This window comes from Eisenbergiella tayi (assembly GCF_001881565.1).
Lineage (GTDB): Bacteria > Bacillota > Clostridia > Lachnospirales > Lachnospiraceae > Eisenbergiella > Eisenbergiella tayi.
In genome coordinates this window covers 638,871-659,975 of sequence record NZ_MPDJ01000004.1, presented here as the reverse complement: position 1 = coordinate 659,975, position 21,105 = coordinate 638,871, and the positions used below count along the sequence as shown (strand labels likewise).

Genomic DNA, 21,105 nt, shown 5'->3' with positions numbered 1-21,105 from the left:
TTTCATCATGAAGAACTATACAATTACCGTTAACGGAAACGTATATGATGTAGTAGTAGAAGAAGGCGCTTCCACAGGAGCACCCGCAGCGGCTCCCAAAGCAGCACCTAAGGCAGCTCCCAAAGCAGCTCCTGCACCCGCAGCAGCACCTAAGGCAGCTTCCGGAGCAGCAGGCAGTGTGAAGATTGAAGCCGGAGCAGCCGGTAAAGTATTCAGCATTGATGCAAAGGTTGGACAGGCAGTTAAGGCCGGAGATGCAGTTGTTACCATTGAAGCTATGAAAATGGAAATCCCTGTTGTTGCACCTTCCGACGGAACCGTAGCAAGTATTGACGTAGCTGTTGGCGATGCTGTTGAAGCAGGAGCACTGCTTGCAACATTAAACTAATCAGAAGGAACGTAAAACGTCCTACCAAAGCCCATGAAAATGAGTTTATGAGTTTTGGCTGAATTAACATGGGAGGTCAACAGAATGGATTACATAGTAACCACATTAGACAATCTGGTGCATCAGACGGCGTTCTTCAATTTGACCTGGGGAAACTACCTGATGATCGCAGTAGCTTGTTTATTTCTCTACCTGGCTATAGCCAAGGGATTTGAACCGCTGCTTCTTACTCCGATTGCCTTCGGTATGCTGCTTGTTAATATCTATCCGGATATTATGCTGCATGCGGAAGATGCAGCCAATGGAGTTGGCGGTCTGCTTTATTATTTCTACAAACTGGATGAATGGGCAATCCTGCCGTCCTTGATTTTCCTGGGAGTAGGCGCCATGACGGACTTCGGTCCCCTGATTGCCAATCCTAAGAGCTTTTTATTGGGTGCAGCAGCACAGTTTGGTATTTTTGCCGCATATTTCGGAGCTATTGCCCTTGGCTTCAACGACAAGGCAGCGGCAGCTATCTCTATTATCGGTGGTGCTGACGGCCCTACTTCCATTTTCCTTTGTGGTAAACTCGGGCAGACGACGCTTTTGGGGCCTATTGCAGTAGCAGCATATTCCTATATGTCCCTGGTGCCGATTATACAGCCGCCTATTATGAAGCTGCTTACTACGGAAAAAGAAAGAAAAATTAAAATGGAACAGCTGCGTCCGGTTTCCAAACTGGAAAAAATCCTGTTCCCTATCATTGTTACCATCGTAGTATGTCTGATTCTTCCTACCACAGCGCCCCTTGTTGGTATGCTGATGTTAGGTAACCTGTTCCGGGAATCCGGTGTTGTAAGACAGCTGCAGGAAACTGCTGCCAATGCTCTGATGTACATCGTAGTTATTCTGCTGGGTACCTCTGTAGGAGCTACCACCAGTGCAGAAGCATTCCTGAATTGGGACACTATCAAAATCGTTGTCCTCGGCCTTATTGCTTTCGCATTCGGTACGGCGGCAGGTGTTCTGTTCGGTAAGCTGATGTGTGCGATAACACACGGCAAGGTTAATCCGCTGATCGGTTCTGCCGGTGTGTCCGCAGTGCCTATGGCCGCCAGAGTTTCCCAGAAGGTAGGAGCGGAAGCAGATCCTTCCAACTTCCTTCTGATGCATGCGATGGGACCTAACGTAGCCGGCGTTATCGGTACGGCAGTTGCTGCCGGTACCTTTATGGCTATCTTCGGAGTATTCTGATTGAAGCAGCCATTCAGATTACTGAACTTTATTAGAAATTTAGGAGGAAAAGGAAATGTCAGACCCGAAACCCATTAAAATTATGGAAACCGTATTACGTGACGCCCATCAGTCTCTGATCGCCACAAGAATGCCTACCGAATTAATGCTTCCTATTGCAGAGAAGATGGACAAGGTTGGCTATGAGGCAGTGGAGTGCTGGGGCGGCGCTACTTTCGATGCTTCCCTGCGTTTCTTGCATGAAGATCCCTGGGAAAGACTGAGAAAATTAAGAGCAGCATTTAAGAATACTAAGCTTCAGATGCTTTTCAGAGGACAGAATATCCTGGGTTACCGTCACTATGCAGATGATGTTGTAGAGTATTTCGTACAGAAATCCATCGCAAACGGTATTGATGTAATCCGTATTTTTGACTGTCTGAATGACCTGCGCAACCTGGAATGTGCGGTGAAAGCCTGCAATAAGGAAAAAGGACATGCACAGGTTGCACTGAGCTATACACTGGGCGATGCTTATACCATGGATTACTGGATGAACATCGCAAAAGAGATTGAAGATATGGGTGCTGATTCCATCTGTATCAAGGATATGGCAGGACTGCTTGTTCCTTATGAAGCAGATAAGCTGATCCGTTCCCTGAAGTCAGCTACCAAGCTGCCTATTCAGCTGCATACCCATTATACATCCGGTGTTGCCAGCATGACTTACTTAAAGGCAGTGGAAGCAGGCGTTGACGTTATCGACTGTGCAATTTCTCCTTTTGCACTGGGTACCTCCCAGCCTGCAACAGAAGTTATGGTTGAAACCTTCCGCGGAACTCCTTATGACTGCGGATACGATCAGGCTCTGTTAGCTGAAATCGCTGATTATTTCAGACCTTACAGAGAGGAATGCTTAAAGACCGGACTGATGGATCCCAAGGTTCTGGGTGTAAATATCAAGACCCTGATGTATCAGGTACCCGGCGGTATGCTTTCCAACATGGTTAGCCAGCTGAAAGAGCAGAATGCAAGCGATAAGTATGATGAAGTGCTTCAGGAAATCCCCAGAGTGCGTAAAGACCTGGGTGAGCCCCCGCTTGTTACTCCTTCATCCCAGATCGTTGGTACACAGGCTGTATTCAACGTATTGATGGGTGAGAGATATAAGGTTGCTACTGATCAGACCAAGGATCTGCTTTCCGGAAAATACGGTGTTACTGTTAAGCCCTTCAATCCGGAAGTACAGAAGAAGGTTATCGGAGATGCAGAGGTTATTACCTGCCGTCCTGCCGACCTGATTCCTAACGAGCTGGAAAAGATCGAGTCCGAAATGAAAGAATGGAAGCAGCAGGATGAGGATGTGCTTACTTATGCACTGTTCCCTCAGGTTGCAGTTGATTTCTTCAAATACCGTCAGGCTCAGCAGGAAAAGGTTGATATGACCCAGGCTGATACCAAAAACGGAGCTTATCCGGCATAAGTAATGCCTTAAGTTAGATTTTACATTGACAGGCGGACATCTCAGGGTGCCCGCCTGTTTAAACTGTGTGCGCAGGCCTGAGGAGAGTATGAATTTTGTGTGAGCAGGAAAGGGATAGTACGAGGTGAAGCATGACAGAAGTTAAGGAATACGGAAGAAAAATTCAATATTATGAAACCGACAGGATGGGAATTGTCCATCACTCCAATTATATCCGCTGGATGGAAGAAGCCAGGACGGACGTGCTGGAGCAGATAGGGCTGCCCTATGATAAGATAGAAAAAGCAGGAATCCTGATCCCGGTCCTGGGAGCCTCCTGTGAGTACAGGATTTCTTTCAGATATGCGGAAAATTTCAGGATTAAGGTAATCCCCAATGGATTTAACGGTATTAAGATGGGGCTGAAATATGAAATATACGGACAGGAGGACGGAAAGCTGCATGCGGCAGGGGAAACCAGCCACTGCTTTCTGGATCGGAAAATGATGCCTGTACATTTAAAACGGGACTATCCGGAGATTTATAACAGGCTTGTCGCATATATGGGCGATTAAATTGGGGTAATTATTGGGAGGAGCCAGGTACAGGCTCCTCTTTCTGTTTGCAGGAAAGGCCGTATTCCCTGGGGGAACAGCCGCAGTATTTCCGGAAATACCTGGTGAAGTGCTGCAGGTTGGTAAAGCCGCAGAGACGGGCCGCTTCCTGTACCTGGAGGGCCTCGTTGCTCAGGAGACTTTTGGCCTTTTCCATGCGTACATGGAGGAGGTCAGTCTTCGGGGTGGTGGAAAAGAAATGGTGGTAATAAACATAAAACTGGCTCTTTTCCAGATTCACTTCCTGGCAGAGACGCTCGATGGTCCATTCTTCCTGGCAGTTTGACAGCATTTTCAGGCGCAGATTCTGGAAAAGAAGATAGAGGTTTTCACCATCCTCCTTCCGGTCGGCACGGTGGAGAAGATCCCGGGAGATGGAAATAAACATCTGGGATATCAGGCAATGAATATACTCATCCCGGTATTCTGCAAGAGAGAAATACTCCATCTGTACGCTTCTGATAAAGGAATCAATCTCGGCAGGGTTGGAGGGATAGAAGATTTCATTTTCCGGAAAGCCATATTGTCTGGCAGGACTCAAATCGGAAGAAAAGTGAAGATAGCTGTTGCAGAAACGCTTTACGGCCTGGTAATGCTGAGGGGTCTGCGGAGTGAACAGAAGGCAGGCATTTTCCTTGGTGATGATGAGCTCCTCCTGCAGATAGATTTTCATGGGGGTTTTCAGCAGAAGGAACAGATAATCCCCGCTTCCGCCGGGGCGGAAAATCGTATCATAGTCCTGGTTAAAACGGTTGTATTCGCAAAAATGAAGAGTGATCATGGGTATCCTCCTGAGGAATGTCTGCGGTATAAAAACGGCGGAAGTTCTTTTCATGAGGATAGCATAGAACCGGAAGAAAAGTCAAATATATCGGAGAAAAAGAACTGGCGGTTTTTTATTTCAAAGATTATGATGAAAATACAGATATAGGTAAGCTTGCCGGGACACGGCGGAATGGAGAATGGTATGAAAAAAGCAGAATTGATTGTAGACAAATATTATCTTACCGGAGAGGTGGACAAAAGAATCTTCGGTTCCTTTATTGAGCATCTCGGGAGGGCTGTTTATGAAGGCATTTACCAGGAAAACAGTCCTTTTGCCGATGAACAGGGGATGAGAAAGGATGTCATTGATCTGGTAAGGGAACTGAAGGTTCCTATCGTGCGTTATCCCGGCGGCAATTTTGTATCCGGCTATCATTGGGAAGATGGTGTCGGCCCCAAGGACAAACGTCCTTCAAAGGTGGATCTGGCATGGTCTGTTATCGAAAGCAACCAGTTCGGGCTGAATGAATTCGCCGATTGGGCTAAAAAAGCGGGCACGGATATCATGATGGCTGTGAATCTGGGGACCAGAGGACCGGAAGAAGCTAAGGATGTATTGGAATACTGTAATTTTAAGGGCGGTACATACTATAGTGATTTAAGAAAGAAACACGGCTATGAAGCGCCTCATGATATCAAGCTCTGGTGTCTGGGCAATGAAATGGACGGCCCCTGGCAGATGGGACACAAAACGGCAAAGGAATACGGACGTATTGCGGCGGAAACAAGCCGTCTGATGAAATTTATGGATCCTACCATTGAAACGGTAGCCTGCGGAAGCTCCTCTCTGACCATGGATACCTTCGGTTATTGGGAAGAGGAAGTGCTCAGCGAGTGCTATGACCAGGTAGATTATCTTTCCCTGCATCAGTATTATGGAAACAGGGACAATAATACAACGGAATTTCTGGCAAATTCCAAGGGCATGGATGAATTTATCAGCTCCGTCCTTTCCATCTGTGACTGTGTGAAGGCAAAGAAGAGAAGCAAGAAACAGATTAACTTGTCCTTTGATGAATGGAACGTTTGGTATCACAGCAATGATGCGGACGCTCAGCTGGAAAAATGGGTACAGGCTCCTCATCAGCTGGAGGATGTATATAACTTTGAAGATGCACTGCTGGTGGGCAGTATGCTCATCACCATGCTGCGTCATGCGGACAGGGTAAAGGTAGCCTGCCTGGCTCAGCTGGTAAATGTTATCGCCCCTATCATGACTTCCGATACCGGGGCATGGAGACAGACCATTTTTTATCCTTATATGCACGCGTCCGTATTCGGAAGGGGAACTGTTCTGAATACGCAGGTACAGGCTCCTGTTTATGAAAGCAGGACTTATGGAGAGGTTTCCTGTCTGGATAGTGTATGTATCTGGAATGAAGAAGAGGAAGAACTCACTATTTTTGCGGTAAACAAGGATCTGGAGGAGGATCTGGAAGTGAGCTGTGATTTCAGGCAGTTTGCGGATTATAAGGTAGCGGAGCATATCGTGCTGACCAATGAGGATATGAAGGCCGTGAATACAGAGGCGGCTCCGGATTGTGTTGTACCCGGACACAGTGAAGCATCCAAAATGGACGGAGGACACTTTACGACTCTGTTCGGAAAGCACAGCTGGAATGTGGTAAGACTTAAGAAATAAACGAATGTGATAACAAAAGGGCGTTTTCCTTTACAGGAAGGCGCTTTTTTTATGATTTTCTTTTAAGGGTGTAACATATTTTGAATTACCGTTTCCTTTTTGGACAAATGAAACAAAATGGGTAAAAGGGAAACAGGAAATCCTCTTGCCTTCCCCTGGCGGCAGGGCTATAATTTCCTCTGACGATTCGAAGAAATGGAAAAGTAAGAGGTGTATCAAATGGAAGAAAAGAAAGAAAAAGGGAATTTTTGGCTTACGGTTGCGACTTTTATCGTAAACAAACGGAAGGCAATTTATGTTCTCTTTTTTATTGCTGTAATTTACAGCGTGGCGTCTATGAACAAAGTATCGGTGAATCAGGATATAACCAAGTACCTGCCCGCTGACAGTGAAACCAACCGGGGACTTTCCCTGATGGAAGAACAGTTCCTTACTTATGGAAGCGCGCGGGTTATGGTTTCCAATATTACATACACCAGGGCAGAAGAACTGGTGGAAAAGCTGGAAGAGGTAAATGGGGTAAAAGAGGTTGCCTTTGATGATACAGAAGATCATTATGCAGGGACTAATGCGCTTTACGATATTACTTTTTCTGCGGAAGAGGAGGAACAAATCAGTAAGGATGCCATGGAGGAAATCCGGGATATGCTTTCCGGTTATGATACCTATGTGTCCACTGAGGTTGGTTCCGAAGAGGCCTCAAGTAAGGCTTTGGAAAAAGACATGAACCTGATACTGGTTCTGGCTGTTATAATCATTGTTACGGTTCTGCTTCTTTCCACAAAGGCATATATGGAAATTCCCGTCCTGCTTATAACCTTTGGCGTGGCGGCAATCCTGAACAAGGGTACCAACTACTGGCTGGGGACCATATCCAGCGTTACAGACTCCATTGCTGTTGTGCTGCAGCTGGCGCTGGCGATTGACTATGCCATTATCCTGTGTGACCGCTTTATGGAGGAGCACGAGACCATGGATGCGGAAAATGCGGTGAAGGTGGCTTTGTCCAAGGCTATTCCTGAAATCAGCGCTTCCTCCCTGACGACTATTTCAGGTATGGTGGCCATGATGTTCATGCAGTTCCGGCTGGGCTATGACATGGGAATCGTACTTGTTAAGGCTATTATTTTCAGCCTGATTTCCGTGTTCATGCTGATGCCCGGGATTCTGCTCCTTTTTGCAAAGGGGATTGACCGTTCCCATCACAGATGTTATGTTCCCAACATTACTTTTGCCGGGAAGCTGGCAAATAAAACAAAATATATCATTCCGCCTCTTTTTGTGCTGGTACTGGTTTTCGCTTTTTTGAAATCAAATAACTGCCAGTATATTTATGATACCAGCTCCGTGGAAAGTGCAAAGAAAAGTGAATCGAAAATTGCCCAGGAAAAGATCGAAGAGGCTTTCGGCGTTTCCAACCAGCTTGTGGTCATGGTTCCTGGCGGCAGTTATGAAAGTGAAGAAGGGGCGCTGAAGGAAATTGAAAAGCTGGATTATGTGGACAGTGTCCTGGGGCTGGCTAATGTTTCCATAAATGATGATTATATGCTTACGGATAAGATTTCACCCAGAAATTTTTCTGAGCTGACGGATCTGGATATTGAAATCGTAAGGCTTCTTTATGTTGCATATGCTTACAATCAGGAGCAGTACGGTCCTGTATTTACAGGGATTGATGAATATGAGGTGCCTATTATTGATATGTTCCTTTTCCTGTATGCTCAGTATCAGCAGGGCTACGTGACCCTGGATTCGGAAATGGATAAAAATTTGAATGAACTGTATGACACGCTTCATGATGCAAAGCAGCAGCTTCAGGGTACGGATTATTCCCGTTTTGTGCTGTCTCTGCGCCTGCCGGTGGAAGGGGAGGAAACCTATGCGGCCCTGGATGAAGTGAGGGCTGTCTGCCAGAAGTATTATCCGGGAAAGGAAATCATTCTGGTGGGCAATTCTACCAGTGACCACGATCTGATGTCCTCCTTCGGTTCGGATAACCTGATAATCAGTATACTTACGGCATTGTTTGTCATGCTGATCCTGTTCTTTACCTTCCAGTCGGCGGGACTGCCGGTGCTGCTGGTGCTGACGATCCAGGGCAGTATCTGGATTAATTTTTCCGTACCTGCCCTTTCGGGCAGTCCGGTATTTTTTATCGCGTACCTGATCGTTTCCGCCATACAGATGGGGGCTACCATCGATTACGCTATTGTTATTTCCAACAGGTATCTGCAGCTGAAGCAGGTTATGCCAATCAGGGACGCTATCGTGGAGACGCTGAACCAGTCTTTCCCCACGATATTTACCTCCGGTTCCATACTGACCTGCGCCGGGTTCCTGATAGGCAAAATCGCTTCGGATGCAACCGTGGCATCCATCGGAATCGCTTTAGGACGAGGAACTTTAATATCCATTATCCTTGTTCTGTTTGTGCTTCCCCAGATTCTGCTGTTCGGCGACTTTATTATAGAAAAAACAGCTCTTACCATCAATCTGTCCAAATACAATACCAGGGAAATCGGGGGCCGGATGACGGTAAACGGCCATGTGAAAGGTTTTATCCAGGGTGAAATTGACGCGGAAATCAAGGGCAGCTTCCAAGGCCGGATGAATGCTTCTCTGGAGACCCGGATTCCCGGGAAGCAGACGGAGATTGAAATGCTGGAGGATGGAGGAGAAGAGAAATGAGAGGAAAAGTATATACAGGGAATAAAAGAATAAGAAACAGGCATTCCTCAAAGGCCATCCGGGTTTTGGGGAGGGTATCGGCAGTGGTTCTGCTGTCCGTTTCCCTTTTGCTTTCAAATGCAGAAACCTGTCTGGCCGTGAATATCGGGACAGGGAATAGTATACAGGAGGAAGAAAGCGACGGAGGGGAAGCTGCCGGCAGAGATACTGTCAGTGAAGATACGGCTGCAGCGGTGGAAATTGCTTCACAGGAGGATCTGGTAAAACTGGCACAGGATTGCCGGGACGACTGGTACAGCTATGGAAAAGTATTTACTCTGACGGCTGATATTGATTTGAAGGGAGTCGATTTTCAGGGAATCCCTTATTTTAACGGAACCCTGGAAGGCGGCGGACATAAAATATCCGGCTTTGTTCTCTCCCGTAAGGGTTCTGATTTCGGATTCTTCCGTTATCTTGGCAGGAATGCCAGAATAGAAGATTTGACGGTTGAAGGATATATCAGAATGGAAGGGAGCGGAGAAAATATCGGCGGCCTGGCCGGGGTGAATTTCGGCACGCTGTCGGGATGCCGTTTTACAGGTGATGTCTCCGCTTCGAAATCCGTGGGAGGGATTGTCGGCTATAACAAGGCTGATGGCAAAATCGTGGACTGCAGCTCGGCAGGAACGGTAACGGGGACTAACGGAACCGGAGGAATCTGCGGAGAAAATAAAGGCATTATCAAGGACTGCAATAACGAGAGCACGATAAACGGAGAGGATTTGAAGACAACACTCAATCTGGACGGAGTGGATTTGGGTGAACTGAATCTGACCCAGAATGTGGTAACAAGAAATGACAGCGGCGGTATTGCGGGCGTTTCTTCCGGCACCATTACGGGCTGTACCAATAAAGGTAAGATAGGTTATCCTCATGTGGGCTACAATGTGGGAGGCATTGCCGGGAGACAGAGCGGAACCATTATGGACTGCAAAAACGAAGGGGACATTCTGGGAAGAAAAGATGCGGGAGGCATTGCAGGCCAGGCAGAGCCCTATATGGAATCGGAATACCTGTCGGATCGTCTGGAAAAGCTGCAGGATGATCTTGGGAACATGAACCGCCTTGTGATTCAGATGTCCGATGCACTCAGCCAGACATCCAGCGATGCGGGACAGTATACCAAGGCCCTTCAGAAGCAGTATGAGGATACGATTGACAGCCTGAACCGGGAAGTGAGTTCCCTTCAGAAGAGTATATCCGATGATAAACAGCAGACGAAGAACTATCTTAATGACATCAGTGACGCACTGGACAATATCGGAAGTCTGGGGAATGAGACCATGCAGCGGATGGTGGACGGTATTCGCAAGGATATGAATTCCGCAATCGATGCCGTAAATGGTACGGTGAATGATGTAAAGGATAAGATTGAAAATATCAAACCGGGGGATATTCCGGGCATTGGGGATAAAGACAATGAAAATGACGGAGGAACGACGCCGGGGGAAACAGAAAATGGCGGAAATGACGGCGGTTCCGGAAATAATTCCGGGGGAACCGGCGGAAATGAAGGCGGAGGAACACAAGGAGGCGGAACGCAGGGCGGTACGGACGAGGATAAAAATGGAAATACCGGAAGCGGAAGCGGCGGAAATGAAGGAGATAATACCGGCGGCAATAAGGGAGAAGGCGGCTCGGGTACAACGGAGAGCGGAAGCACAAATACTGGTGAAAATACTGGAAACGGCGGAAATACCGGAAGCGGAGGAAATACGGAAGGCAGCGGAAATACGGAAAACGGCGGAGAAAATAAGAATTCCGGTGGAGAGAATAAGAAATCAGTAAGCGAGAGGAATGAGAATCCCTCAAAGGAGCCGGACAGTGCCAGAGTGGATAGTGTCGGAAGGGTTGATGCAGCAGCTGACAGTATTGCTGTCAGGGCCGGAGGCGTAATCAGGCAGGCTGGGTACGGAGGCAATCTGGTATATGTGGCGGATTTCCCGATAGGAAAGAGCAGAAGCGCAGCTCCCGGGAAAAACATCGGGGATGGAAGGGCAGTTACCTGCGCTGCTGTGACCGGAGCAGAAGGAGAAAACGGGGGAAATACGGGAAGCGGTGATAGCGGCACGGGAAGCGGTGATAGCGGCACGGGAAGCGGTGATAGCGGCACGGGAAGCAGTGACAGCGGTACGGAAGGCGGCAGCGGCGGAACAGACAGCGGTACTTCCGACGGTAACGGAAAGCTTCCGGATATTGACAAGGATGATATTAAGGACGGCCTGGAGGATATAAAAGGCAAACTGGATCAGGAAAAAAATAAGATCAGTATGCCCGAAGCGGATCCGGAAATAAAAGAGAATCTGAATAAGATGAAGGATGAGCTTTCTTCCATATCCGGCAACATGAAAAACATGCAGAATACCATATCGGACACCGGAGATTCCGTATCCGATGCGGCAGGAAATATTTCCAATGAACTGACGGATCAGAGCAAGCTTTCCGGAGATACCATTGACAGTCTGACGGATTCCATAGACGGCGGGATTCAAAGCCTGACAAACAGCATGAAAGGATTGATGAATACCCAGCAGCACATTACGGATTCCGTGAGTTCGGATTTGAATATCCTCATGGGGAACGGCGATTCCCTTCTGGATGTATCCTCAGGAAATATAACGGAAAAAACGCTGGGTGTGATTTATGGCTGTACCAACAGCGGTTCCGTGGAAGCGGATATCAATCCGGGCGGAATTGCGGGAACAATGAATGTGGAGTACGATTTCGATCCGGAACTGGATTTGGATTTATCCAGGCTGACGGATGTGGCAGTGCGTTCCACCACCAACGATGTGGTAATCCATTGCATAAATTATGGGGAAATAACTGCGAAAAAAAATAATTGCGGCGGAATAGCCGGCAGTGAAGAACTGGGGCTGATATACGATTGTGAGAATTATGGGAATATCAGCGCTGAAAGCGGGAAAAAGCTGGGAGGAATTGCAGGCGTCAGCACAAGCAGCATCAGCAGAAGCTATTCTTTCTGTAAAGTGTCCGGAGTGGATTATCTGGGCGGTATCTGCGGGGACGGCTTTAACATAAGCGGCTGCGGCGCCATGTGTACTCTGGAAACCGGCAGAGGGGAATATGTGGGAAGTATTTCCGGTCATGTGAATGAGGAAGCGGAAATTGCATCCAACTATTTTGTTTCCGGGGAGTGGGGCGGCATTGATAATATTAATTATTACGGAAAGGCTGAAAGCTGCACCTATGAGGAAATCATGCAGAAAGAAGGAATTCCCCAGGGCTTTACCACAGTTACGGTCACCTTTGAGAATGACGGTGATATTTGCAGAACAATGACAATTCCTTACGGCGGAGTCATTCAGGAAGAGGATGTACCAAGGATTCCCACCCGGGACGGTTATTTGAAATGGGAAAAAGAATTCCCGCTGCGCAACGTGACTGAAAATATGATATTGAAAGCTGTGGAACAGAGGTGGACGTTGAGCCTTGCATCCGCCGAGGAGTCGGAAAACGGAAAACCGCTGCTTCTGCTTGAAGGGAATTTTTATGAGAATACGGAGCTGGAGCTTACGGCATGCACACCCCCTTCCAAAGAGGAGGCCTGTGCTTATGCCTACTCCTGGAAGCTGGAAAACGAACCGGAGAACCAGAACTTGACGGAACTGACGGCTCATTTCCTGATTCCGGAGGGAGCTGACAGCGCACAGATTTGGATTTTGACGGATGGAAAATGGAAAGAGGCTAAAACACAAACAGACGGAAGCTATCTGACGGCATCCATTCCATCGGGGTCCTCCTTTGCGGTATATGGAAAAACGGAAAGCAAGGTTATGTATTATGCGGCAGGAATCGCTGCTGCGGTTATTCTTATCCTTCTTATGGTCGCAAGAGCGGGCAGAAGAAAAAGAAACGTAAAAAAGGCCGCTGCAAAAGAAAAATAGAATCATAAGCCGGAAAAGACTGAGGAAATCCGGATGGCTTCCCGCCCGTATGGGCTCGGGAACCTCCGGAGGCTTGCCCCGGTCTTTTTTTGTGAGAAGGCAGGAAAAACAGATTTGGTTCCTGCAGCAGAATGTAGATCGCGCACTCTGAGATGCAGTTTGCGCATTACGGTATTGCAGGAACGAAAGTGTCTGCTATAATCATAGGGTAGCCGGCAGAATTGAAACAAAGGTGGAAACAGTATGAAGGTCAATCAGTTCCGGGAGCCCGGGCTTGAAGAAGATTATGTGGACGTCCATTACAGGGAATATAATGATGAAATCAGGAGAATCCTGGCTTTGACGGAAAGCGGAAACACGCTTTGGGGAAAACGGGAGGGAGTGCAGGCCTGTCTGTCTCCGGAGGAAATTTATTATTTTGAGACAGTGGACCGGAAATGCTTCGCCTGTCTGAAGGAAGAGGTATACCAGGTGGAGATTGGCATACAGTCCGCGGTGGAGCGGTTTGGCTCTCTGGGATTCGTGCGTATCAGCAAATCAGCGGCGGTGAATGTTTACAAGGTTCGTCAGCTGACGGCGGATATGAATATGCGGATGCAGCTGCTTTTGGATAATGGGGAAAAGGTAGTGCTGAACCGGTCGTATAAAAACGAATTTCTTCAGTTCATCAAAGAAAGGAGAATGCAGAAATGAAAATAATTGACAGAAAAAATTACTTTGCTACTGTTTGTGAAGTGTATGCTATGCTTTCCATCGGGAAAATCCTCCTGGAGGCTTTCACGCATTACAAATGGGGAATAGATCAAATGAATTTTATTTTCATGTTTGTAGTTTCCCTTGCGGCCACCTTTGTTTTATCCCAGCATTACAGGCTGGACAGATTTCCGCTGCCTCTGGTGATTCTGGGGCAATATCTGGTGATTTTGGGCGCCATTATGCTTTTCCTGTGGATATACGGACATTTCGGTGTTTTAGGGAAACATGCTTACCGGGATATGTTTTTATCTTTTACAATCCCCTATATTATTCTGGCAGGGATCTATTATATGTCCCTTTTCAGAGAAATCAAAAAAGCAAATAAAATTCTTGAGGAGTTAAGAACGGATAATGATGAAAAAAAGGATGACTGAAAGAAAAAAAGGATGGCTCATATTAAGTCTGAGTCTGGATGCTTTTGCGGGTCTCGGCCTGGAGGTACTTCTGGCTTTCTGGCTGGAACCTATGATTTATGGAAGAACAATGGAACAGTGGAATACCTGGCAGTCGGTGCTGCACTGGTGCATCACATGTATTATATGGGGAAGCGTGGCGGGCTATCTGCTTTGGTCGGCGGATAAAAATTATGGTCTGAAGCTGATAAAACGTGACGGGGACGGCACAGAAAGCCTCCGGTCGGTAAAGCTCTGGCAATGGGGGCTTGTGATCGCAGGGTCAGCCTGCAAAATCATCACCTCCGTCATGGATTGGGGAGGCTTTAAGGTTTATATGGAATGGAAGAGCCGCGGGCCGCTTTTGTTCCTTTTCCAATACATATACTATATGTTCGAAACCGCTCTTTTCACCCTGATTCTTGTATTTGCCCAGATTGCCTTTGAAACCTGGTTTAAAAACAGGAAAATACCTTATGGGGGCATTATTTTGGGGCTGACCTGGGGACTTGCCCATATTTTCACCAAAGGTAACCTGGCTATAGGCCTGGAAGGCGTGGTGATTGGCCTTTTGTTCGGTTCTCTTTATCTGTTGCTGAACAGAAACCTGAAATGGACCTATGTTTTGCTGTTCCTTTTATTTGTATTGTAATTTCTACTGGAATTTGAAATGAAAATCTGATAAAGTTTCTTTTGGAGATTATACGAAGGAAAGGAACGAAAATATGTTTCCGGAGAAGTTTATCATACGAATGCAGGAAATGCTTGGAGAGGAATATGAAGCTTTTTATGAGACGCTCAGGGAAGAGCGGCATCAGGGGCTTCGGATCAATACACTTAAGGCGGAAACAGAGGGGTTTTTGAAGAAAGCGCCTTTTTCGCTCAGTCCGGTGCCATGGACGGAAACGGGTTTTTATTATGAGGGGACGGCGCAGCCGGGCAGGCATCCTCTTCATGAGGCCGGTGTTTATTATATACAGGAGCCCAGTGCAATGGCCCCGGCGGCATTTGCCGATGCCCGTCCGGGAGAGCGCATTCTGGATCTGTGTGCCGCGCCCGGAGGAAAGAGTACCCAGCTGGCGGCGGCCATGAAGGGGCAGGGAATTCTGGTGTGTAATGAAATCCATCCGGCCAGAGCCAGGATCCTGTCGGAAAACATAGAGCGTATGGGAATCCGGAATGCGGTGGTGACCAATGAGACGCCGGAGAGGCTGGCGGAACGGTTTGCCGGTTTTTTTGATAAAGTCCTGGTAGATGCGCCCTGCTCGGGAGAAGGAATGTTCCGGAAGAACGAAGAGGCCTGCGGGGAATGGAGCCCTGAGAATGTGGAGCTGTGCGCGGAGAGGCAGGATACCATTCTGGACAGCGCCGCGCAGATGCTGCAAAATGGAGGGCTGCTGGTATACTCTACGTGTACCTTTGCCCCGCAGGAAAATGAAGGGACAATCAGCCGTTTCCTGAAGCGGTATCCGGCGTTTTCCATAGTGAAGCCCGGGAAGCCGGAATGCTTTTCCCCGGGAAGGCCGGACTGGATACCGGAGCCTGCTCCGGGAATAGAGGCTACCATGCGGCTGTGGCCTCATAAGCTGAAGGGAGAAGGACATTTTCTGGCAGTCCTGAGAAAAGAAGGGACACTTTCGGATATCTCTTCTTTACCGCTCCGGAAGGACGGAAACAGAGGGGCTTCAGAAAAAGAATGCGGGGAATTCCTCACGTTTGCATCACAATCCCTGAAAGGCTGGCAGGGAGGCAATTATCTTTTCTTCGGTGAACAGCTTTATTTGCTCCCTCCGGGAATGCCTTCCCTGAAGGGGCTGAAGGTGCTGCGGCCCGGACTGCATCTGGGGACGATGAAAAAGAACAGGTTTGAGCCGTCGCATGCGCTGGCGCTGGCCCTGAAGCCAGATGAGGTATGTCTGTCTGCGGAACTGGTTTCCGGGGAAGAAAACAAAGATTACGGCCCTGCATTTGCCTGGCTGAACGGGGAAACGTTTCCTTTAACCGGTGAAAAGGGCTGGTATCTGATAACTGTTGACGGCTACAGTATCGGATGGGGAAAACTGGCAGGAGGGATTATGAAAAACCATTATCCCAAGGGACTTCGGAAAAACTGGAGGTAAAGCCGCCATATAAATAAAGAAAACGGCGCCGAGGCACCGTTATGCATGGGACAATCCGGGGAAGCGCAGCTTTTGCTGCTGAAACGGATTGTCTTCTTTTGTAAGGAAGAACAGAGTGCCGTCATCATCCAGAGGAGTCTGTACGCAGTCTGTGGTCTCTTTTGGAGTAAATTCAAGAATGACCCTTTTTGTATCCGGGAAAGACAGAAAATTCAGAATCTCCCGGAAATTTACATCTGCTCTGCAGAAAATATCATGGCAGATCATGGTATTTTCTTCCTCTGCCTTTTCCACAACGGCAACAGCATCGTATTTTGGCAGATAATAAACACAGTCTTTAAGGAAGGAACGAAGATAGAACATTAAAAGCGGATAGTTATCCAGCATGGGCAGAAGCGAGAACGGATTGGACATTTGGTAATGCTCTTTCAATATACGGCGATCTTCCGGTTTGTCCATGGAGAGTTTCCGTATCACTCCTTTTTGGGGGAGGACAGGGAGGCTGCACTGATACTGTTCCTGCCTGCTGAATCCAAATCTGGGATAGAAGTCAAGAACGGTGTTGTTGGCAAAGAGATACATACCGTCACAGCGCCCTTCCCAGTCTTTCTTTATTTCCTCCAGCAGAAAGCGTGACAGCCCCTGCTTCCGGCAGGACGGGGCTGTCATTACCGTACCAAGCTGGATATAATTTTTTATTTGCCCGTTCCAGATTGTTTTCATTGTGTTTACGGAAATATTGGCAGCGGCTGTATCCCCGTCCATAAGGGTATAGGGGATGTAGGCATCCGTCCAGTAGCCGTTTTCATACCAGCTTTCAAAGGAAAGCTGAAAAACCTGTATCGCCAGTTCATTAAATGCTTTTCTTGCCGCAGGATTATTACGTACCTTTTTTTCTAAATGCCAGTTCATGTTTATACCTCTCTGCCTTCCTTTTCCAGTTCTTTCAGCCGTTGATTCCATTTTTGGGCCTCATTTTTATTATAGAGATAGAAGAGCGCCCATATCACGATAAAACTCAGGATCCCGACGGCAAAAAAGGCGGCAAGGCTCCAGCTTAACTGCCTGGGGATCCATTCCAGATAAAGGGCGGTAAGAAAATAGACTCCCAGGCCCACCGTGAAATGAATCAGAATCTGAAGGCTGCGGGAAAGCTTTTCCATGGTATATACAATACTTGTGCTTCCGCATGCGATTCCTACGATAACGGAACCTAATGCCTGTTTGGGAAACTGCTCCATGATTTGCTCCAGATAAGCGCTTCCGCCCATAAGATAAAGTACGAGGCATATTAGGACAAAAAAGGTACAGCCCCAGGAAATTCCCCAATATAAATATTTAACTGCTTTAATCATTGTTTTTTTCATATTCATACCCCCAATCGTTCTTTGAATTGTTTCCGGTAGCTTCTGGTTATCACTTCCTCCGCACCATTTTTCATCACCAGCTCCATGGTACCGTTAAAGGAGGCCTCTACATGGCTGATCTGCCGTATATTGACGATGGCTGATTTGGAAATCCTTACAAAACTGCTGCCGAGCTGCTTTTCCAGCTCATACAGCGGCCTGCTGAGAAGAAACCGTTTTTTCTGCCTGTCATAAAGAACAAGCTCCCGGCCTTCCGTGCGGATCAGGTCTATGGTATCCGGATCCAGAAGATAGGTTTTTCCATCCCGCTGGGCGGAAAAAAGGATTTCATCCCCCTCCCTTTCCAGAAAGCTTACAGCAGTCTGCAGGGAGGGTGTAAGCCTGGCGATATGCAGAACGGCATATGGATCCCTGCAGTCCGGTTCCACTTTAATTTCCACTCTCATTAAGATACCTCCTGTATATATGTTCTAAAGATAGTATAGCATATTACTTTGGAAAAAACGTGCGCTTTGCCCTTCAGGGAAGCATCTTATACCGGAATAAAGCATCTTACCGCCGGTGAAGAAAAAAAGAGCTGATAATCACATTTTGCATAATGAATTATCAGCTCTTTAAAAATAATATTTTCCGGCTGAACAAGGCCGCTTCTTATCGATTCAGAAATCTGGAAATCGTACGGATAACAAGGTTTATATCCAGCGGCTTTGCCAAATGAGCGTTCATTCCAACCGCCATTGCCGCTTCGATATCTTCTGAAAAAGCATCCGCCGTCATGGCTAAAATGGGCACTGTCCGGGCATCGGAACGGGATAGCTCCCGTATTTTCTGCGTGGCGGTATAACCGTTCATCTGCGGCATTTGGATATCCATCAGAATCAGATCATAATAGCCCTCCGGAGATCCCGTGAATTTTTCAACACACTGGAGCCCGTTGCAGACAGAGTCTATGACGGCTCCGGTGGATGTGAGAAGCACTTCCGCAATTTCACGGTTCAGCTCATTGTCATCTGCCAGCAAAAATGTTTTTCCTGTAAAATCAAAGTTCTGCTTTTGTACATCCTCTGTCTGATCCGCGTCCTGATCCAGCAGATATTTTTTCAGGCTGGCGGCAAGAGTGGAGCGAAAGAGAGGTTTTTGCAGAAAGCCACGGACTCCTGCGGCTTTTGCCTCCGGTTCTATGTCTGACCAATCATAGGCCGATATAGCTAATATTGGCGAGGCATCCCCGGTTTTTTCCCGAATGAGCCGGGCCGTATCCACACCGCTGATATCCGTAAGCTGCCCATCCAATATGACGGCCCTGTAATCCCTGCCGCTTGCGTGGGCTTCCTCTGCTTTGGATAAAGCTTCATGTCCGGAGACCGCCCAGTCCGCGGAAATTCCGCATTCTCCTAAAAAACGGGAGCTGCTTTCACAAACCTCCCTGTCCGCATCGGCAATCAACACTCTGGCGTGGGGGAGCTGTATGCCTGCCGGTGTTATTCGGCCTACCCGGACAGGAAGCACTACGGTAAAGGTCGTTCCTCTGCCCACCTGACTTTCCACAGAGACAGTACCGCCCAGCATATCCATGACTTTCTTCGTTATAGCCATTCCAAGACCGGTGCCTTCAGCCTGTTCCATTCGGCTGTCATACTCACGGGAAAACGCATCAAATATTTTATCGACAAACTCCGGATTGATTCCGATTCCTGTGTCGGCAAAGGTAAAAGTATAAACGGCGCGATCGGCCTCCTCTGCGGCGCATTCCTCAATATCCATGGCAATAGAACCTCCCACGGGTGTGAATTTGCAGGCATTGGAGAGGATATTGATAAAAGCCTGTCTGAGCCGCAGCGCATCACAGTAGATATTTTCATGTATTACGTTTTGCAGGCGGACTGAGAACTGCTGGTTTTTGGCCTTAATATCAGGCTGCATGATGGTGACCACATTCTCTATCAGCTCAGTCAGAAGCATGGGGCCGATATTGGGCGTAATTTTTCCGCTTTCGATTTTGGACATATCCAGGACATCATTGATCAGGCTCAGCAGATGCTGGCTTGAAAGCTCAATTTTCTTCAGACAGTCCTCCATTTTTTCCGGCTCCTTTATATGGGAAAAAGCGATTTTTGTCATGCCAACAATAGCGTTCATAGGGGTACGGATATCATGGCTCATGCGGGAGAGAAAGTCTGATTTCGCAAGGTTTGCTTTTTCCGCCTTATCCAGCGCATTGTTAAGCATTTCCGTGCGTTCTTCCAGCTTACATCTGAGTTCACGCAGTACGGTGACATCGGTAATGTCGATAAAAACCGTCAGATAGACAGGATCGGCAGCGATCGTGTCTATGCAGGAAAAGCTGGCCTGAAACCAGCGATCATGATCGGATTTGTCCTTCATATGCAGGGTTGCCTCAAAATGCTCCCTGCTGCGCAGATGAGAAAATTGTTCCTGCATTAATTCCCGGCTTTCCGGCGCCAGTACGCGGAGAGGATCGGTGGAGGACGGATCTTGCACATCAAATAAGTTCCCGATCCGGTCGCTGGCTTCCAGCATTAAAAGGGAATCGGGGGTAACCCGGTATTTTACGATAAACCCGGGAATGTTGTCATAGGCAATGGTGCGTTCCTTTTGTATCTGCAGCATGTCGGTTACATTTACCATGGTGGCGTAGGTAACCTGCCTGCCGTCAATGTATTCATCCGTGAAAAAGCCCACCAGTTTAACCCAATAGACGGAGCCGTTGGGATAGTACATGGGAAGAAAAGCACTGTAGCTGTCATCATTATCTGCAATCGTAGCTTCGATTTTTTTATGCAGGATATTCCAGCTGTCCGGATTATTTGCAAAAAATTCATCCACATGGTCATGGAATATGGAATGGCATTCTTCTTTCGTATAGCCAATCAGCCGGTAGTAAAATTCATTTGCCCTGATACAGGTGAAATGCTCGTCCATCAGATGCTTGCTGACGCTGACATTCAGGGCGCTCATCAGCATATCCTGTTCCTGGCTTACCTGTTCAAAAACCCGCTGGAAATGCTGCTCTTTTTCCATGCGCGTCTGCATCATTTCCGTGATATCCGTCATAGTGGTATAAGAAACGCGGCAGCCGTCTATGTATTCATCGGTGTAAACAGACTTTAGCTTTACCCAGTACTTTTCCCCGTTGGGGTAGAGCATGGGAATATATGCCGTGCAGCTGTTTTCCCGGTTGGCTATGGAGGCCCTGACCTTTTCCGTTATTATCTGCCACCCTTCCGGATTATTGGCAAAAAACTCATCCGGATGGTTGTGGAAACGGGCTTCATATTCCTCTTTGGAATAGCGAATCATCTGATAATAATAGTCATTTGCCCAAATACATGTGAAATGTTCGTCCGCCAAATGCTTGCTGACGCTAACCTCCAAAACATTCATAAGCAGGTTATATTCACTGCTCAGCTGTTGGTAGTTCAAATTATCCGACATTGGGTATTCCTCCTCTGCATAATTGCCTACTGTTTCTTTGGTATAGCAGCATTTGGCGATTTCTTAGTGCTGTCTGTCTGCCCTGATGCAAAGACCAATAATTAAAACGGTGTGAGCGGCAGAACCGGATGGAAGGCAGGAGAAAACCGGCCTGTATTCTTAATCATGCAGGAGACGGTTTACTACACAATTTCGGTTCTGTTGTGGGGATATAAAAAAGAGCACAACAG

At 47.5% G+C, this 21,105-nt stretch carries 16 protein-coding genes; 11 read left to right on the top strand and 5 right to left on the bottom strand.

Annotated features, from left to right (window positions below):
* The first annotated feature begins 7 nt into the window (after positions 1-7).
* The 4 genes from BLA28_RS17550 to BLA28_RS17535 all read left to right on the top strand — a co-directional run bounded on the left by BLA28_RS17550 (position 8) and on the right by BLA28_RS17535 (position 3,640).
* Positions 8-388, top strand: coding sequence for a biotin/lipoyl-containing protein (locus BLA28_RS17550; RefSeq protein ID WP_044968797.1), 381 nt, complete (start codon positions 8-10; stop codon positions 386-388).
* A gap of 84 nt (positions 389-472) precedes the next feature.
* On the top strand, positions 473-1,624 hold the full coding sequence (locus BLA28_RS17545; RefSeq protein ID WP_044968795.1) for a sodium ion-translocating decarboxylase subunit beta: 1,152 nt from the start codon (positions 473-475) through the stop codon (positions 1,622-1,624).
* A 55-nt stretch (positions 1,625-1,679) separates the two neighbouring features.
* Positions 1,680-3,086: an oxaloacetate decarboxylase subunit alpha gene (locus BLA28_RS17540; RefSeq protein ID WP_009252125.1), complete on the top strand. Its 1,407-nt coding sequence runs from the start codon at positions 1,680-1,682 to the stop codon at positions 3,084-3,086.
* Between the two features lie 131 nt (positions 3,087-3,217).
* Positions 3,218-3,640, top strand: coding sequence for an acyl-CoA thioesterase (locus BLA28_RS17535; protein ID WP_009252126.1), 423 nt, complete (start codon positions 3,218-3,220; stop codon positions 3,638-3,640).
* A gap of 10 nt (positions 3,641-3,650) precedes the next feature.
* Here the strand turns inward: BLA28_RS17535 and BLA28_RS17530 are convergent, their stop codons facing one another.
* Positions 3,651-4,460 carry a helix-turn-helix transcriptional regulator gene (locus BLA28_RS17530; RefSeq protein WP_069158342.1) on the bottom strand — a complete coding sequence of 270 codons (810 nt, stop codon included), beginning with the start codon at positions 4,458-4,460 and terminating at the stop codon, positions 3,651-3,653.
* Between the two features lie 186 nt (positions 4,461-4,646).
* Between BLA28_RS17530 and arfA the strand changes: the two genes are divergently transcribed.
* The 7 genes from arfA to BLA28_RS17495 all read left to right on the top strand — a co-directional run bounded on the left by arfA (position 4,647) and on the right by BLA28_RS17495 (position 16,052).
* Positions 4,647-6,146 (top strand): arabinosylfuranosidase ArfA, encoded by a 1,500-nt coding sequence (gene arfA, locus BLA28_RS17525; RefSeq protein ID WP_069154299.1) that lies wholly within the window; start codon positions 4,647-4,649, stop codon positions 6,144-6,146.
* Positions 6,147-6,365: 219 nt separating this feature from the next.
* A complete protein-coding gene (locus tag BLA28_RS17520) occupies positions 6,366-8,834 on the top strand; it encodes an efflux RND transporter permease subunit (protein WP_069158341.1) in 2,469 nt (822 codons plus the stop codon).
* Entirely contained in the window at positions 8,831-12,784 is a 3,954-nt protein-coding gene (locus BLA28_RS17515; protein WP_071699268.1) for a GLUG motif-containing protein, read from the top strand. The genes BLA28_RS17520 and BLA28_RS17515 overlap by 4 nt, the downstream gene beginning before the upstream one ends.
* A 243-nt stretch (positions 12,785-13,027) precedes the next feature.
* Complete coding sequence (locus tag BLA28_RS17510) at positions 13,028-13,477, top strand: LytTR family DNA-binding domain-containing protein (RefSeq protein ID WP_069158339.1); 450 nt, start codon at positions 13,028-13,030, stop codon at positions 13,475-13,477.
* Complete coding sequence (locus tag BLA28_RS17505; RefSeq protein ID WP_009252134.1) at positions 13,474-13,914, top strand: DUF6608 family protein; 441 nt, start codon at positions 13,474-13,476, stop codon at positions 13,912-13,914. The genes BLA28_RS17510 and BLA28_RS17505 overlap by 4 nt, the downstream gene beginning before the upstream one ends.
* Positions 13,892-14,584: a hypothetical protein gene (locus BLA28_RS17500; RefSeq protein WP_069158338.1), complete on the top strand. Its 693-nt coding sequence runs from the start codon at positions 13,892-13,894 to the stop codon at positions 14,582-14,584. The genes BLA28_RS17505 and BLA28_RS17500 overlap by 23 nt, the downstream gene beginning before the upstream one ends.
* Before the next feature lie 73 nt (positions 14,585-14,657).
* On the top strand, positions 14,658-16,052 hold the full coding sequence (locus tag BLA28_RS17495) for an RsmF rRNA methyltransferase first C-terminal domain-containing protein (protein ID WP_069158337.1): 1,395 nt from the start codon (positions 14,658-14,660) through the stop codon (positions 16,050-16,052).
* A 39-nt stretch (positions 16,053-16,091) separates the two neighbouring features.
* Here BLA28_RS17495 and BLA28_RS17490 read toward each other — a convergent pair whose 3' ends face one another.
* From BLA28_RS17490 to BLA28_RS17475, 4 genes are all read right to left on the bottom strand, one after another.
* On the bottom strand, positions 16,092-16,964 hold the full coding sequence (locus tag BLA28_RS17490) for a GNAT family N-acetyltransferase (RefSeq protein WP_069158336.1): 873 nt from the start codon (positions 16,962-16,964) through the stop codon (positions 16,092-16,094).
* Positions 16,965-16,966: 2 nt separating this feature from the next.
* The gene (locus tag BLA28_RS17485) at positions 16,967-17,419 is read right to left on the bottom strand and encodes a DUF3021 domain-containing protein (RefSeq protein ID WP_159464068.1); all 453 of its coding nucleotides are present in this window, start codon (positions 17,417-17,419) and stop codon (positions 16,967-16,969) included.
* Between the two features lie 2 nt (positions 17,420-17,421).
* Entirely contained in the window at positions 17,422-17,865 is a 444-nt protein-coding gene (locus BLA28_RS17480) for a LytTR family DNA-binding domain-containing protein (protein ID WP_069158335.1), read from the bottom strand.
* A 205-nt stretch (positions 17,866-18,070) separates the two neighbouring features.
* Positions 18,071-20,875, bottom strand: coding sequence for a response regulator (locus BLA28_RS17475; RefSeq protein WP_069158334.1), 2,805 nt, complete (start codon positions 20,873-20,875; stop codon positions 18,071-18,073).
* Positions 20,876-21,105: the final 230 nt, after the last annotated feature.